Annotated in this window: 15 protein-coding genes; 12 read left to right on the forward strand and 3 right to left on the reverse strand. The window is 65.0% G+C overall.

Annotated elements, in window-relative coordinates; all coding sequences use genetic code 11:
* Window positions 1-58 precede the first annotated feature (58 nt).
* The 3 genes from AC0J5K_RS04540 (at window position 59) to AC0J5K_RS04550 (ending at window position 2659) form a co-directional block, all read left to right on the forward strand.
* Window positions 59-559 (forward strand): VOC family protein, encoded by a 501-nt coding sequence (locus tag AC0J5K_RS04540; RefSeq protein ID WP_274564699.1) that lies wholly within the window; start codon window positions 59-61, stop codon window positions 557-559.
* Between the two features lie 79 nt (window positions 560-638).
* Window positions 639-992: a hypothetical protein gene (locus tag AC0J5K_RS04545; protein WP_048530352.1), complete on the forward strand. Its 354-nt coding sequence runs from the start codon at window positions 639-641 to the stop codon at window positions 990-992.
* Between the two features lie 197 nt (window positions 993-1189).
* Window positions 1190-2659, forward strand: a complete 1470-nt coding sequence (locus AC0J5K_RS04550) for a biotin carboxylase (protein ID WP_274564701.1) — start codon at window positions 1190-1192, stop codon at window positions 2657-2659.
* A gap of 95 nt (window positions 2660-2754) precedes the next feature.
* Here AC0J5K_RS04550 and AC0J5K_RS04555 read toward each other — a convergent pair whose 3' ends face one another.
* Window positions 2755-3687 (reverse strand): LysR family transcriptional regulator, encoded by a 933-nt coding sequence (locus tag AC0J5K_RS04555; RefSeq protein ID WP_074834652.1) that lies wholly within the window; start codon window positions 3685-3687, stop codon window positions 2755-2757.
* 506 nt (window positions 3688-4193) lie between these two features.
* On the opposite strand from AC0J5K_RS04555, the gene AC0J5K_RS04560 reads away from it, so the two are divergent.
* The 9 genes from AC0J5K_RS04560 (at window position 4194) to AC0J5K_RS04600 (ending at window position 13529) form a co-directional block, all read left to right on the forward strand.
* Window positions 4194-5213: a tripartite tricarboxylate transporter substrate binding protein gene (locus AC0J5K_RS04560; RefSeq protein WP_048530354.1), complete on the forward strand. Its 1020-nt coding sequence runs from the start codon at window positions 4194-4196 to the stop codon at window positions 5211-5213.
* 83 nt (window positions 5214-5296) lie between these two features.
* Window positions 5297-5770 carry a tripartite tricarboxylate transporter TctB family protein gene (locus AC0J5K_RS04565; RefSeq protein ID WP_074834655.1) on the forward strand — a complete coding sequence of 158 codons (474 nt, stop codon included), beginning with the start codon at window positions 5297-5299 and terminating at the stop codon, window positions 5768-5770.
* Window positions 5767-7290 (forward strand): tripartite tricarboxylate transporter permease, encoded by a 1524-nt coding sequence (locus AC0J5K_RS04570; RefSeq protein WP_274564705.1) that lies wholly within the window; start codon window positions 5767-5769, stop codon window positions 7288-7290. The genes AC0J5K_RS04565 and AC0J5K_RS04570 overlap by 4 nt, the downstream gene beginning before the upstream one ends.
* Window positions 7283-8113, forward strand: a complete 831-nt coding sequence (locus tag AC0J5K_RS04575) for a sugar phosphate isomerase/epimerase family protein (protein ID WP_274564707.1) — start codon at window positions 7283-7285, stop codon at window positions 8111-8113. Before AC0J5K_RS04570 ends, AC0J5K_RS04575 begins: the two co-directional genes overlap by 8 nt.
* Complete coding sequence (locus AC0J5K_RS04580) at window positions 8110-9426, forward strand: enolase-like domain-containing protein (protein WP_274564709.1); 1317 nt, start codon at window positions 8110-8112, stop codon at window positions 9424-9426. The genes AC0J5K_RS04575 and AC0J5K_RS04580 overlap by 4 nt, the downstream gene beginning before the upstream one ends.
* A gap of 35 nt (window positions 9427-9461) precedes the next feature.
* The gene (locus AC0J5K_RS04585) at window positions 9462-10124 is read left to right on the forward strand and encodes a TetR/AcrR family transcriptional regulator (protein ID WP_074834660.1); all 663 of its coding nucleotides are present in this window, start codon (window positions 9462-9464) and stop codon (window positions 10122-10124) included.
* Between the two features lie 267 nt (window positions 10125-10391).
* A complete protein-coding gene (locus AC0J5K_RS04590) occupies window positions 10392-11543 on the forward strand; it encodes a Gfo/Idh/MocA family protein (RefSeq protein WP_274564712.1) in 1152 nt (383 codons plus the stop codon).
* A 10-nt stretch (window positions 11544-11553) separates the two neighbouring features.
* On the forward strand, window positions 11554-12708 hold the full coding sequence (locus AC0J5K_RS04595; protein ID WP_274564714.1) for a dihydrodipicolinate synthase family protein: 1155 nt from the start codon (window positions 11554-11556) through the stop codon (window positions 12706-12708).
* A complete protein-coding gene (locus tag AC0J5K_RS04600; RefSeq protein WP_274564716.1) occupies window positions 12705-13529 on the forward strand; it encodes a sugar phosphate isomerase/epimerase family protein in 825 nt (274 codons plus the stop codon). Before AC0J5K_RS04595 ends, AC0J5K_RS04600 begins: the two co-directional genes overlap by 4 nt.
* Before the next feature lie 69 nt (window positions 13530-13598).
* On the opposite strand, the gene AC0J5K_RS04605 is transcribed toward AC0J5K_RS04600, so the two are convergent.
* Both AC0J5K_RS04605 and AC0J5K_RS04610 read right to left on the reverse strand, forming a co-directional pair.
* Window positions 13599-14579, reverse strand: a complete 981-nt coding sequence (locus tag AC0J5K_RS04605) for an aldo/keto reductase (protein ID WP_074834667.1) — start codon at window positions 14577-14579, stop codon at window positions 13599-13601.
* 28 nt (window positions 14580-14607) lie between these two features.
* Complete coding sequence (locus AC0J5K_RS04610) at window positions 14608-15891, reverse strand: TRAP transporter large permease (RefSeq protein ID WP_048530372.1); 1284 nt, start codon at window positions 15889-15891, stop codon at window positions 14608-14610.

Here is a 15891-nt window from a genome sequence, read left to right on the forward strand (position 1 = left end):
CCCCAACGTGACTGTTCGAAAAACGGACAAGAGTCCGCCTGACGTGGAGACATCCCGAATGCCGAAGAAACCCGCTGTGACGCCGCGCGGCTATCGCACCTCGACTGCCGCTCTGGCGGTGTCGGACGTGCCCGCCGCGCTGGCTTTCTACGAGACTGCCTTTGACGCGACCGTTCAGGCTCGCGACACAGAGGACGCCCCCTGCTTTGCCGTCGTCAAGATCGGCACATCGATGCTGTTTGTCACCGCCGGCTGGCCGGGGCATGGCCATCAGCCGACACCGGGCGCGGCCTCGGTTGCGCAGCATATGTATGTCGCCGATGTCGACGCCGCCTTTGCCACGGCCATCGATGCCGGGGCGCAGGCGCTGGCCGCGCCGTCGCTGGCCTATTGGGGCGAGCGCTGTGCCACGATCTGCGATCCCTTCGGCCATGTCTGGACGCTGGCGACCCGGATCGAGGCGCTCGGCCCCGACGAGATCGCCGCGCGGGCAAAGGCGCTGCGCGACACGGCCGAGACCGCCCCGGCGCCGGTCGAAGTTGCGGATGTTGTCGGCTGACAAAGGCTTCGCGTTGCCAATCCGGTGATCCGCACCGTATCACGGGGTGGAAGCCTCAGCAGACAAGATCGCGACAGACATGCAGGAAACACCGGCGCCGACCTTCACGATCCGGCAGAACGATCTTGCCGATCTGGCGTCGCAAAAGCGGATCGGCGACTATCCCGTTGCCGTTCGCTCTGCCCGCGAGGTGCTGGGCGGCGGTTTTGCCGATCAGTCGAAGCATCCCAACACCTGGACCGTCTATTTCCTGGTGGATGATCAATGGGCGCTGGTGGAAAGCGCCCGGGGCCTGCGCCGCGAATGGGCCAGTCTCGACCGGCTGGAGAAATGGCTGCGCGGCATGGGCTTTCGGTTTTTCTACGTGCGCAACGATATCGACCCGGTCGAGATGGAATGGGATGGCCCGCTGGGCGGCCCGGCAATGAAATGAGCCGTCTCAGCCGCACCGAACTGCCCCGGCGCGCGGCGCGGCGCAGACGGGCCAATCGGCTGAGACATTGGCTGACTCCCGCGCCGTGGCGATTTTTCGGGCGGCTGCAAGAGACGGCGAGGCTGTGGATAAAAACACAAGGCTTGCGAATCCTGCTAGAGCTGGAGGACGCTTGGGTAATCAAAAAAGGGAATCACATGCCACCCGCCAAAAAACGCACCCGCAGGAAGAAACTCACCGGTCTCAGCGAGATCTTCAATTACCTTCGCAAGAACACGAAGCCGATCTATATCGTCACCCCGACGCCTTACTCTCTCCTGGGCCTCGATCAATGGGTCGGCGGGCTCGAGTTCATCAATTATTTCGACATTTTCGATGGCAGCCATCCCCGCGCCTTCGTGCCCACCAAGATCATGCATGACGAGTTCCAGTCGATGGAGGACGTGGGCAATTACCTGGTCAGCCATCCGCAGTTCGTCGCCAAGGCCAAGGCCAACCCCGGCGGCAAGGCGATCTTCGTGATGTTCAACGAGACCACCGAACAGCTTTGCGCCGATGCGGGGATTGAGGTCGCCCTGGCGCCTGCCGCGCTGCGCGAGCGGCTCGATAGCAAGATCGTCACCACCCAGCTTGGCAACGAGGCCGGGGTCGATAGCGCGCCGAACATCATGGGCGAGGCCGACAGCTACGAGGCGCTGATGGACCTGGCCAAGAAGGGCAAGCTGGGCTCGGACCTAGTGGTGCAGACGCCCTATGGCGACAGCGGCCGGACCACCTTCTTCATCAAGTCGCGCAAGGACTGGGACAAGTATTCCGCCAAGATCATCGACCAGAAGCTCAAGGTGATGAAGCGACTCAACCACCTGCCCGGAGCGATCGAGGGCTGCGCCACGCGGCTTGGCACCTTCGTCGGCCCGGTGATGACCGACATCACCGGTTTTGCCGAGGTCACGCCTTACAAGGGTGGCTGGTGCGGCAATGACGCCTCGCCGGCGCTCCTGCCCGAAGGCGTGCCGGACAAGGTGCGCGAGATGGCGCGCAAGTTCGGCGACCGGCTCTACAAGGAGGGCTACAAGGGCGTCTTCTGCCTCGACTTCCTGCTCGATACCGACACCAACGAGGTTTACCTGGGCGAGCTGAACCCGCGAGTTTCCGGTGTCACCCCGCCGACCAACCTGATCACCTCGACCTATGGCGGCTGCCCGCTGTTCCTGTTCCACCTGCTGGAATATCTCGACGTCGATTACGAGGTCGATGTCGAAGCGGTGCAATCGCGCTGGAACGACTACGACAACTGGACCCAGCTGGTGCTCAAGCAGACCGAGGACAAGGTCGAGCTGATCACCAAGGCGCCGCAGTCGGGCATCTGGAAGCTGACCGACGACGGCAGTGCGGAATTCGTCCGCCCGGCGCTCAACGTCCAGTCGCTGGGCAATGAGAACGAGGCCTTTTATCTGCGGGTCTATTCGGCGGGTGATTACTGCTATCACGGCGCCGATCTGGGCTGTGTTCTGGCGCGCGGTCGGATGCAGACCGACCGGCGCAATCTGACCCGGCGGGCCAAGCTCTGGAATTCGGGCATCAAGGCGCAGTTCGAGTCGATCCCGCTGCCGGCGGTGGAGCCGATCGCCATTCCCGACAACATTTCGGACGGCAAGTGGTTCTGACGCGGGCGTGCGCGTCGAAGGAATGACCATGCGGCCGCCCGGGGATTCCGAGCGGCCGCATGTGCGAATGGCGCGCTGAAACGGCGCCGGCCGGGTCAGGCGAACTCTGGGTCGCGGCTCTGAAGCTCCTCCGCCATGTCGACGAACTTCTTCTCGGGCGGCGACAGTTTTTCGTTCGGCGCATGCACCAGGTAGACATCGGCGCCAATCGGCTCGTTTGCGATATCAAGCCGCCACAGCAGGCCGCGCCGGATGTCCTCTTCCGCCGACAGCAGCGGCAGGATGCCAATCCCGAGCCCGGCGACGAGCATCCGCCGCACCTCTTCGAGATTGGTGCTCAGCCCGTTGATTCGGTTGCTCAGGTGCAGCCCCTCACGCAAGATCGACACCGGCTCGAGATCCGGGCCGTCGGTGGCGCAGGCGAAGGAAATCAGCGGCTCGCGCTGAAGCTCCTCGAGCGGAACCGAGCTTGCGCCGAAAAGCGGATGGGTCTGGCCGCAGAACAGGCCAAACTCGCGGCGGAACAGCCGGATCGAGGGCAGGTTGACCAGCGGGTCGACCAGCAGGCAGAAGCCGATGGTCGCCTTGTCCTGCTGGATCGCGCGCACAATGGCCTGGCTGTTTCTCACCTCGCTCTGAAAGGCCACCGACGGGTAGCGCTGGTGATAGAGCCGCATCAGCTCGTCGAGCAGCGGTGACACCAGGTCCGAGATGATCTGATAACGGACCTGGCCGCGCTCTTGCTCGTCGATGTCGTTCACCAGCGACGATATGCGCTCGGCGCTCTGAAAGATGTCGCGGCATTCCTGATAGATCCGGTCGCCCCGCGCCGTCAGGTTGAAATGACGGCTGTCGCGGATGACCAGTTGGCAATCGAGTTGGGTTTCGAGTTTCTGGAGCGCGCTGCTCACCGAGGGTTGGCTGAGCCCCAGGCTCTTGGCCGCTTTGGTGATGCTCTGTTCCTTGGCGATGACGTAGAACATGCGCAGCAGGTTCCAGTTCAGGTCGGAGTGCAGGCGGGAGGTCATGTGCGTTGCTCTGTCGATGCGGTGATCTTCGAAAGACTGCCTAATACCGTGCAATGTACCCGTGTAGCGTGTGCAAAATCCTATGGAGGTATCCCAGTATCCTACAAGATGATGCGTCAAGTACCGTATATGCTAACTTTTTGGGCTCTTTAGTCAAGGAGTGTGACAAATAAAACCGTGACGCTGGGTCCGCTGTCGCGGCGTTCCGCAAAGTAACAGGGGTGGCGGAGTCCGAGCCTTTTTGGGCGGCGGCGGCGAGATTCTTGAGATGGCATCGGCAAAAGGGTTTCGGAATTCCGGCTCGCGGCGGAGGCCATGGGTGCGCCTCAAGAAAAGGGGGGGCGGGGAGGCGCTGCTCTGGTCCGGGCCAGGACCGCCCTGACCCCTGCGCGGGGGCACAACCGCTGCATCTTGGCGATGGTTTCTCTTCACCAGGCCGCCAAAAGGTTTGACAGGTCCCGATCTGACTCCTAACCTACTACATGGTAGATAACGGAGGAGATATCATGCCAGCCCTTAAAACCATTGCGCTCGTCGCGGCCGCAGGCGCCTTTGCCGCACCGCTTGCCGCCCAAGATTACAGCTGGAAGCCCGACCGTCCGATCAACATCATCGTGCCGTGGTCGGCCGGCGGTTCGACCGATCAGGTGACCCGCGTGGTTGCGCCAATTCTGGAAGAGGCCCTCGGCACCGAGGTCGTGGTGGTCAACCAGCCGGGCGCGTCGGGATCGACCGGCACCAAGGCCGCGCTGGATGCGCCGCGCGACGGCTATACCTGGACCGCCAATGCCATCGCCAACAATGCGACCTATGCGGTGACCGGGCTGATCGAGGATACGTCGATCGAGGATTATCACATCTATCTGCACGTCGCCAACGTGCCGGTTGTCAGCGTCAACGCCGATGCGCCGTATCAGGATTTCCCGGCGCTGCTCGAGGCGATGAAGACCGGTTCGGTCACGGTTGGCACCGCGGGGGTGAACTCCTCGGGCGGCATGGCGCTGGCGGCGATCAAGGAAAGCGCCGAGGGCGATCTGTCGGGCGCGCGTATGATCACCTATGACGGCGGCAACCCGGCGGTGATCGCCGCGGCGAGCGGCGAGGTCGAGGTGACCACCCAGCTGGCGGTGGAACAGACCGAGATGATCCGCGCCGGCCGGCTGCGGGCGCTGACCGTGTTGTCGGATACCGCGCTGAACGTCGAAGGCATCGACCCGGTGCCGCCGATCACCGATTTCATCCCGGATTTCCACGTCGCGGCCGATTACTTCGGCGTTTTCATCCCGATGGGTGCCCCGCAAGAGGTCTATGATACCGTCGATCAGGTCTGGCAGGACCATGTGATGAACAGCGAGGCGCTCAAGACCTATGCCACCGACCGGGGCGCCGTCTTTGCGCCGAGCTACGGCGAGGCCGCGCTTGAAAAGGCGATGCCGGTGGTGATCGCCGAGGCCTGCGCCCGGGTGACCCGCGGCGAAGCGGTCGTCAGCCCGTCGGAAATCGGCATCGATTGCCCGGCTGAATAAGGGCACACTCCGGGTGGGGCCAGATGCTCCGCCCGGACTGCCAAGTGCCCGGCACAACGACAGGTGATTTCATGACTATGGCTATGGCCGACCGCCTCACGGCAGGTCTTCTCTTTCTGCTCGGGCTGGCGCTGCTGGTCGGCGGCTACACGATGGACCGGCTGGAGATCCGACAGATCCACCCGGCCTCGATCCCCGGGCTGGTGCCGATCATCCTCGGCCTGCTGCTGGCGCTCTGCGCGGCGCTGCTGTTCCTGTCGTCCTTCAAGACCGACGACCAGCGTCGGGCGCTTGTCCTCGCCGACGGTTCCTGGGCGCGATTGGGGCTGACGGCGGCAATCTGCACGCTCTACGCGCTCGGGCTGGTGGGCTGGCTGCCGTATTTCTGGGCCACCTTCGTCTTTGCCACTTGTTTCGCACTGCTGTTTTCCTTTCCCCCGGCCGGCGCGCGTCGGGCCCAGGTGATTGCGGTACTCGCGGCGCTGGCGCTGGGCGCCGGGGTGGCGCTGGGATCGTCGTTGCTGTTCGAGAAACTCTTTCTGGTGCGGCTGCCATGAGCGGGCTGGGCGATCTGATCACCGGGCTTGGCACGCTGGCCACACCCGAGATGCTGTTTCACGCCGCCTGGGCGACGCTGCTGGGCATTGTCGTGGGCTCGTTGCCAGGGCTGACGGCGACCATGGGCGTGGCGCTGATGACCACGCTGACTTATTCGCTGGAATCGACCACCGCGATCCTGGTGCTGGTCTGCATGTATGTCGGGGCGATCTACGGCGGCTCGCGCAGCGCCATCCTGCTCAACATCCCCGGCACCCCGGCCAGCGCGGCCACCTCGCTTGACGGCTATCCGCTGGCCAAAGCGGGGCGGGCCGGCTACGCCATGGGGCTGGCCACGGCGGGCTCGGCGCTGGGCACGTTGGCGGGTGTCGTGATGCTGGTGCTGGTGGCGCCGCCGCTGGCCGAGGCCGCGCTCAATTTCGGCAGCTTCGAGTTCTTCTGGCTGGCGGTCTTCGGCATTCTGATCTCGGGTCAGCTCACCGCCGACACCTCGCCCTTGAAAGGCTATATCGCCGGGCTTCTTGGGCTGGCGGTGGCAATGATCGGGTCGGAGGGCATTCACGCCCATGTGCGCTTCAACATGGGGCTTCAGGATCTCAACGCCGGGATCGCGCTGATCCCCGCCATGGTCGGCGCCTTCGGCTTTGCCGAGGTGCTGACGGCGATGTGGAACCGTGCCGGCGAGCTGGCGGTGAAGAAGGACAAGAGCGACCGGACGATCCCCGATCTGGTCGATCTCTGGCGCTACAAGCTGACCATCGCACGCTCGGGGCTGATCGGCACGCTGGTCGGCATCATCCCCGGCGTGGGCGAGGATATCGGCGCCTGGGCCAGCTATGCGGCCGCGCGCAAGACCTCGAAGGAAAAGGAAAAGTTCGGCCACGGCAGCCATGAGGGGCTGATCGCGGCAGAGACCGGCAATTCCGCCGTGGTGCCCGGTTCGCTGATCCCGGCGATCACCCTGGCGGTGCCCGGTTCGGCGTCTTCGGCGGTGCTGATCGCCGCGCTCTTTATCCACGGCATCCGGCCGGGGCCCCTGATCATGATCGAACAGCCGGATTTCATCGGGCTGATCAGCGCCATGGTGGTGACCGCCACGCTCTTCATGGCCTTCTACGGGCTGACGCTGACCAAGGCCTTCGTGCAGGTGCTCAAGGTGCCTTATGCCTATCTGATGCCGGTGGTCTTCGTGCTTTGCGTGATCGGCACCTTCGCGCTGAGCCAGCGGATCTTCGACATCTGGATCATGGTGTTCTTCGGCCTCGTGGGCTTTGTCCTGCGGCAGATGAAATACCCGATGGCGCCGCTGGTGCTGGGGATCATCCTCGGCGATCTGCTCGACAAGAGCCTGCGCCGCGGGCTGACGCTGAGCGATGGCGAGTTGGCGCCGTTCTTCACACGGCCGGTCTCGGCCGGGTTCGTGGCGCTGATCCTGCTGTCGATCGCGATGAACGTGCCGGTGGTGCGGCGGCTGGCGCTGGCGCCGGTGCGCTGGATCGGAGCGCGGCTCGATGCTTGACTATACGCTCTGCAACGAGCTGCTGGCCGAAGAGGGCAAGTCGCTGGCCGAACAGGCCCGGATCGCGGCGGATCTGGGCTATGTCGGGCTGGAGCTGGCGCCGGCGACCCTGGGGGCAGCACCGCACCGGCTGAGCGCCTCCGAGGTGGTCGGCATCCGGCAGACCGTCGAGGATGCCGGGCTGCGCGTCACCGGGCTGCATTGGCTCCTGAGCGGCTACCCCGAGCTGTCGATCACCGATCCGGCGCGGCAGCGCAGGGCGCGCGACGTCCTGTTGCGGCTGGTCGATCTCTGCGCTGATCTGGGCGGCGCGGTGCTGATCCACGGCTCTCCGAAACAACGGCTCCGGCCGGGGGGCATGGGGGATGCGGCGCTGACCGCCCATCTGGCCGCATTTTTTGCGCCGGTCGCCGCGCAGGCCGCAGCGCGCGGCGTGACCTATTGCATCGAGCCGCTGTCGCGGGCTGAGGACAACACGGTCAACACCGTGGCAGACGGTGTTGCGCTGGCCGAGGCGATCGCCAGCCCGGGGTTTCGCACCATGATTGACATGAGCGCTGCCGGCCAGACCGAGCCGCCGGTGGCCGAGCTGATCCGGCACTGGGTGCCGGGCGGGATGATTGGCCACATCCACGCCAATGACACCAACCGCGGCGCGCCGGGCATGGGCGACGACCCGCATTTCGAGATCATCAAGGCCCTGCGCGCGGTGGGCTGGGACAAGCCCGTCGGCGTCGAGCCGTTCCGCTGCCTGATCGACGCCAGCGTCACCGCCGCCACCGGGATCGCCACCCTCAAAGCCTATGAAAGGGCCGCCGCATGACCCGCATCGAACTCCTCTCTGCCTCTATCGCGGAGCGCCCGGTGGTGATGCGGCTGCCGTTTCAATTCGGCAGTACCGAGGTGCGCGAGACCGCCGAAGCGCATTGCCGGGTCGAAATCATGGTCGATGGCTGGCGCGCCGCGGGGCGCGCGGCGCAGCTGATGGTGCCGCGCTGGTTCAACAAAGCTCCCACGCTGAGCAATGCCGACACCATCGACGAGCTGCGCCGGGTGGTGGCCACGGCCGTGCAGGCGGCCCCGGGCCAGGCGGGAACGGCGTTGGAGGTTACCCGGGCGCTGCGCGCGCGGCTTTCGCAAGACTTGCCCGAGGTGCCCAGGCTGGCGCGGGGCTTTGGCCCCGCGCTGGTGGAAATGGCGATGATCGATGCCCTTTGCCGGGGGCTGGAACTGCCGTTCTGGCAGGCGGCGCAGGCCGATGTCTTTGGCCTCGCGGCGGGCTGTCCCGCGGATCAGGCGCCCGAGGATGTCACGAGATCTCTGGCGCGGATCGGTCCGCCCGAACGGCTGGTGCTGCGCCATACGGTGGGCTTCGACGCGCCGCTGTGGCGGGCGGACGTGGGGCCCGAAGCGCCCGACGATGGTTGGCCGGTCTCGCTCGAAGAGGTGATCGACCGGACCGGGATCGCCGCTTTCAAGGTCAAGCTCAAGGGCGATCCCGAGGCCGATCACAGGCGGTTGCGCGGCATCGCGGCGCTGATCGACCGGGGGGGCGATTATGCGGTGACGCTGGACGCCAACGAGCAATATGCGCCCGAGGATTTCGACCGTCTGCTGCGCGGGCTGGCGGGGGACAAGGCGCTCGCCCGGCTTTATCCGGCGATCCGTTTTGTCGAACAGCCCTTCGCCCGGGAAATCGCGCTGGACACCCCGGTCTCGGCGCCGCTGCCGCTGATCATCGACGAAAGCGACGACAGCGAAGGGGCCTTTGCCCGCGCGCTGGCGGTGGGTTGGTCCGGCACCTCGATCAAGAGCTGCAAGGGCGTGTTGCGTGCGCTTCTCAACAAGGTGCGGGCCGAAGTGGCGGGCGCGCATCTCTCGGGCGAGGATCTGACCTGCCAGCCGGGGATCTGCTGGCTTCAGGACGCGGCGATGATGGCGGCCTGCGGTGTCCGCGACGTCGAGCGCAACGGCCACCATTTCGCCGGCGGCTTGCAGGGCGCACCGGCGGCAGAGCGCGCGGAACTGCTGGCGGCGCATGGCGATGTGCTGGCGGAAATCGACGGGCGCGTGGTGCTTCGGATTGCCGGTGGCGCGGTTGAGATCGGGTCTCTGGCACGGCCGGGACTGGGCTGATAGGATGTGCGTCTGACCAGAAGTGACGAGGATGAATGGCCAAGCAAGTGACCCCGATCCGCAAGGACCGCAAGCGCAACCCGGAGGTGACCCGCGCCGCCATTCTCAACGCCGCTCTTCAGGAATTCAGCGAGGTCGGCCATTCCGGCGCCAGGGTTGACCGCATTGCTGCCCGGGCCGGTGTCAGCAAGCCGATGATCTACGATTACTTCGGCGACAAGGATGCGGTCTATGCCGCCGCCCTGCGCGAGGCCTATGTGCAGATCCGCCAGGGCGAGATGACGCTCAACCTGGATACGCTGGCGCCGGAAGAGGCGATCCGCGCGCTGGTGAAGTTCACCATGAACCACTTCTGGAGCAACCCGTGGTTCATCCGGATGCTCAACACCGAAAATCTGATGGGCGGGGCGACGATCCGTGACCTTGACGACGCCACCGATATTCAGTCGGTGCTGTTGCAGCGGGTCGAGGAGATCCTGCGGCGCGGTCATGACGACGGGCTGTTCCGTGCCAGCATCACCCCGGTCGAGCTTTATATCTTCATCGCCTCGGTCTGCTGGTTCCCGATCTCCAACATGCACACGTTGTCGGTGGTTTTTCAGGCGCCGATCGGCGAGGCCTGGTTGAAGGACCACGCCGAAAAGGCCGCCGGCATGATCATCGGCTACCTCAAGTCCGCCGAACCCGCCGCCCCGTAATGCGCGGCGCCAGCCTGTTGTAATCTCGCCCTGTTTCCCGGATGCGCCGTGCTTCGGCTGGTCCCGCCAATCGCTGGATCGGCGGGGTGGCGGCATGCCGGCGCTTGACACATTTGGCATAACCTACTAATTGGTAACTTATGATCTACCAACCGGTAGGCAAAGGGAATCACTGCCGCGCGCCTGGCATCGGACAAGCGCGGCGGCGGGGTGGAGGACATCGGGTCAGAGGATGGCCCGGCGGGATTTCAAGCAAGGGAAGAGACCATGGCACAACAACGCATCGGCATCATCATGCATGGTGTTACCGGACGGATGGGGATGAACCAGCACCTGATCCGCTCGGTTCTGGCGATCCGCGATCGGGGCGGCATGCTGCTGAAAGACGGTGATCGTCTGGTGCCCGACGTGATCATCGTCGGCCGCAACGAAAAGAAGATCGCCGAGCTGGCCGCCAAACACGGCGTCGAACGTTACACCACCGATCTCGATGCCGCGCTGGCCAACCCCGATGACACCATCTTCTTTGACGCCGCCAGCACCCAGATGCGCCCCGGTCTGCTGCGCAAGGCGATCGACGCGGGCAAGCATGTCTATTCGGAAAAGCCGGTCTCGGAAGGGCTGGAAGAGGCCGTCGCGATTGCCAAACATGCCAAGGCCAAGGGCGTCAAGAACGGCATCGTGCATGACAAGCTCGATCTGCCCGGTCTCGTCAAGCTCAAGCGCCTGCGCGACAGCGGTTTTTTCGGCAAGATTCTCAGCGTGCGCGGTGAATTCGGCTATTGGGTCTTCGAAGGGGACTGGATGGCGGCGCAGCGCCCGTCGTGGAACTACCGCAAGCAGGACGGCGGCGGCATGGTCTCGGACATGCTCTGCCACTGGCGCTACGTGCTCGACAACGTGGTCGCCCCGGTCAAGGCGGTGTCCTGCAACGCCGTGACCCATATCCCCGAGCGCTGGGACGAAAACGGTGACCCCTACAAAGCCACCGCCGATGATGCCGCCTATGCCACCTTCGAACTCGAGGGCGACATCATCGCCCATATCAACAGCTCCTGGTGTACCCGTGTGCGCCGTGACGATCTGGTGACCTTCCACATCGACGGCACCCATGGCAGCGCGGTGGCCGGGCTGCACACCTGTTACAGCCAAGCGCGGGTGAACACGCCGAAGCCGGTCTGGAACCCGGACCAGAAGCAGACCATGAACTTCTTCGAGGATTGGGTGGAGGTGCCCGACAACACGGTCTTCGACAACGGCTTCAAGGTGCAATGGGAACAATTCCTGCGCCATGTGGTCGAGGATGGCCCGTGGTCCTACACGCTGGAAGAGGGCGCCAAGGGCGTGCAGCTGGCGGAACTGGGCTACGAAAGTTCGGAAAAGCGCTGCTGGCTCGACGTGCCCGCGCTCGACATCTGAGGGGGCTGACATGGCACAATTGATCCTTCCCACCCCTGGCGGCGGCACCGCCCCGCTCGAGATCACCACCGGCCCGACCCCGGTGCCGGGCGGCACCTGGACCCGCACCGCCTATGCGGCGGCCCATGTAGTGGCCGATCCGCTGGCCGAGGTCGACCCGGGCGAAGGCGTTGCCGTCGATTGGGACCGGACGCTGGCCTTCCGCCAGCATCTCTGGTCGCTGGGCCTCGGCGTGGCCGAGGCGATGGACACCGCGCAGCGCGGGATGGGGCTCGACTGGACCACCTCGCTGGAGCTGATCGGGCGCAGCATGGACGCCGCGCCCGAAGGCGCGCTGATCGCCAGCGGCGCAGGGACCGACCATCTGGCACCAGGCCCTGATGTCAGCATCGACGACGTGATCGCGGCCTACGAGATGCAATGCGAAGCGGTCGAAGCCACCGGCTCTCGTGTCATCCTGATGGCCAGCCGTGCGCTGGTGCAGGCCGCGAAGGGCCCGGAGGACTACGCCCGGGTTTATGGCCGCGTGCTCGCGGGCCTCAAACAGCCGGCGATCCTGCACTGGCTGGGCGAGATGTTCGACCCGGCGCTGGCGGGCTACTGGGGCGACGCCGACCACATGCAGGCGATGGAAACCTGCCTTTCGGTCATCGCCGACAACGCCGACAGGATCGACGGCATCAAGGTCTCGCTGCTCTCGGCCGAGAAGGAGATCGCGATGCGCCGCCGACTGCCCGAAGGCGTGGTGATGTATACCGGCGACGACTTCAATTACCCCGAGCTGATCAAGGGCGACGATCAAGCGTTTTCCCATGCGCTGCTGGGCATCTTCGACCCGATTGCCGGGGCCGCCTGCCGGGCGTTGAGCGCGCTCGCCGAGGGCGATGACGCAGCCTATCATGCCGCCTTCGATCCCACCGTGCCGCTCAGCCGGCACATCTTCAAGGCGCCGACGCGGTTCTACAAGACCGGGGTGGTCTTCATGGCCTATCTGATGGGGCATCAGGATCATTTCACCATGGTTGGCGGCCAGGAAAGCGCGCGTTCCACCCTGCATCTGGCCGAGGCGATCCGGCTGGCCAATGCGGCACAGCTCTTTACCGACCCCGAGGACGTGGTGCGCCGCGCCACGCCGGTGTTTCAGGCACGAGGGGTCTCGGCATGAGAACGCTTTCCGCATCCGACCTGTCGCTGAACACCGCGACCGTCAGCAAGCAATGGAGCCTCGAGGAATGTATCGAAGGCTGCAAACGCCACGGCATCGGCGGCATCGCTCCCTGGCGGGACAAGTTGCAGGACTGCGGCGTCGACCGGGCCGCCAGGCTGATCCGCGACGCCGGGCTGGGCGTTTCGGGGCTGTGCCGGGGCGGCTGGTACACCGCAGAGGGCGCGCTGACACAAGGCGTCATCGACGACAACAAGCGCGCCGTAGATGAGGCCGCCGCCATTGGCGCCGAATGCCTGGTGATGGTGGTGGGCGGGCTGCCGGAGGGGTCGAAAGACCTTGTCGGCGCGCGCGAGATCGTCACCGAGGGGCTGGCGAAGACGCTGGATTATGCCCGGACGCAGGGCGTCAAGATCGGCATCGAGCCGCTGCACCCGATGTATGCCGCCGACCGCGCCTGCGTGAACACCACTGGCCAGGCGCTCGATATCTGCGACCAGCTGGGCGATGGGATCGGCGTGGCGCTGGATGTCTATCACATCTGGTGGGACCCGGAGATCGCGGCGCAGATCGAGCGTGCCGGCAAGGAACGTCTGCTCGCGTTCCATGTCTGCGACTGGATGAGCCCGACGCAGGACATGCTGACCGATCGCGGCATGATGGGCGAAGGGGTGATCGACATCCCGGCCTTTCGCCGCATGGTCGAGGAGCAGGGCTTCGACGGGCTCGTCGAGGTCGAGATCTTTTCGGCCGCAAACTGGTGGACAAAGCCCGGCGACGATGTGCTGAAAGCGATGGTTGGCGCGTTGCCGGCGATCTGACGGCACGCCCAACAGAAACGCCCTCCCTGCCGATCGGGGCAGAGAGGGCGACAGTGCGGGGCAGGGGAGTTAGCGGGTGCGGCCCTTGCCCCACATGTCGATATCGGCGCCAAGCGCCTGTTTGAGCGGCTCCGAGGCACCGTCGAGCGCTTGCAACACCGAAGCCTCCAGCTCCACATCCAGAAGCTTCTTGAGCCCGCGGCTCTGTTCGCCGTTGCGCGTGCCGACGATCACGCCGCCCACGGCAGGGCGCGATTTCAGCCAGCCGATGGCCAGTTCTTCCATGCTCAGCCCGGTCTCTTCCGTCAGCGTCCAGAGCGCATCGAGCAGCTCCTGGCCGGCCGCTTCGGCGCCCTCTTCCTTGTGCACCACCTCGGCCCATTTGCGATGATCGAACATCCGGGTGCGGGCGCGGTTGACCGGGAAGTCCTGCAACGAGCGGTACTTGCCCGCCAGCAGCCCCTGCATCAGCGAGGAATAACACATGATCGGCACGCCGGCCGTTTCGCATTTGGGCTGCACCTCGAATTCGATGGCGCGGTAGAACAGGTGATAGGGCAACTGGTTGACCGAGATCTCCCCCAGCGCCAGCGCCTCGTCGAGATCGGCGCTGCCGAAGTTCGACACGCCGTAATGGCCGATCTTGCCCGCGTCCTTCAGCGATTTGAGCGCGCCGAGGGTCTCGGCCAGGGGCACGTCGCGGTTGGGCCAGTGCAACATGTAGATGTCGATGTGATCGGTGCCCAGGTTCTTGAGGCTGCGCTCGCAGGCGGTGATCACGTCGTCGGGCGCGGCGTTCTGTTCCGCGACCTTGGAGGAGATCACGATTTCCGAGCGCTGCGCGCCAAGCGCGCGGTTCAGGAGCTGCTCGGAATAGCCGGCGCCATAGGCCTCGGCGGTGTCGAAGAAGTTGATGCCGACATCGAAGGCGGCGCGCAGCGCCTCGATCGAGTCGGTCTCCTCCTGCGCGCCGAATGCGCCGGCGCCGCCCATGCAGCCATAAACGATGGGGCTGGTTTTCAGGCCGGTGTTTCCGAAAGTCTGGTTCACAGTAGATACCTCAGGTTGAAGTTTTGGGTTACACGCCGATCAGGCTCGGCAGGGTGAGGGATATCGCCGGCACGAAGGTGATCAGCATCAGCGCCACGAAGATCGCGATGTAGAACGGCCAGATCGTGCGCACCGCCTTTTCCATCGGCAGCCCGCCGACGGCACAGCCGACGAACAGGCAGGAGCCCACCGGCGGGGTGCAGAGCCCGAGGCCGAGGTTGACGAGCAGGATCATGCCGAACTGGTAGGGGTCGACGCCCAAGCTGTTGGCCACCGGCAGAAAGATCGGCGTGCAGATCAGGATCAGCGCCGCCATGTCCATGATCATGCCGAGCATCAGCAGCACCGCGTTGATCATCAGCAGGATCAGGATCGGGTTGTCGGTCAGCCCGGTCAGAAGCTCGATGGTCAGGCTCGGCACCCGGTAGAAGGTGAGCATATAGGCAAAGGCCGCGGCACAGGCGATCAGGATCATCACCATCGAGGTGGTCTTGACCGACGAGGACACCGCGATCTTGAAGTTCGCCCAGGTGATGTTGCGATAGACCAGCAGCGTCACCAGGAAGGCATAGATCGCGCCGAAGGCCCCGCTTTCGGTGACGGTGAAGACGCCCGAAAGCACGCCGCCGACAATGATCACCGCCGTCAGCAGTCCGGGGATGGCGCTGAAGAAGGTGAAGGCCAGCGCCTGCCAGCCCGGAAAGCGCTCGGCCCGGTAGCCGCGCTTGACCGCGACGACATAGGCCGCGGCGGCGAGGCAGAGGCACATCAGCACCCCGGGCACGACGCCGGCGAGAAAGAGCTTGGAGATCGAGATGCCGCCGCCCGCGGCGATGGCAAAGATGATCATGTTGTGCGACGGCGGGATGATGATCCCGGCGATCGAGGAGGTCACGGTGACATTGACGGCGTAATCGGCGTCATAGCCCTTGTCCTTCATCACCGGCACCAGGATCGAGCCCAGCGCCGAGATATCGGCGATGGCCGAGCCCGAGATGCCGCCGAAGAGCATCGAGGAAAAGACATTGACGATGCCGAGCCCGCCGCGCACCGCGCCAACGGCGGCCGAGGCGAAGCGGACCAGCCGCATGGCGATGCCGCCGTGAAACATCAGCTCGCCGGCAAAGATGAAGAACGGGATGGCCATCAGCGAAAAGACGTTGATGCCGGAAATGATCCGCTGAAAGCCCACCATCAGCGGCAGGCCTTCGTACCAGAAGGCGGCGATGGCCGAGATGCCGAGCGCGAAGGCCACCGGAGTGCCGATGACGACGCAGAAGGCAAACAGCCCGAGAAGCAGCATGAGTCCCAT

It is taken from the genome of Marinovum sp. E3 (genome assembly GCF_055755275.1).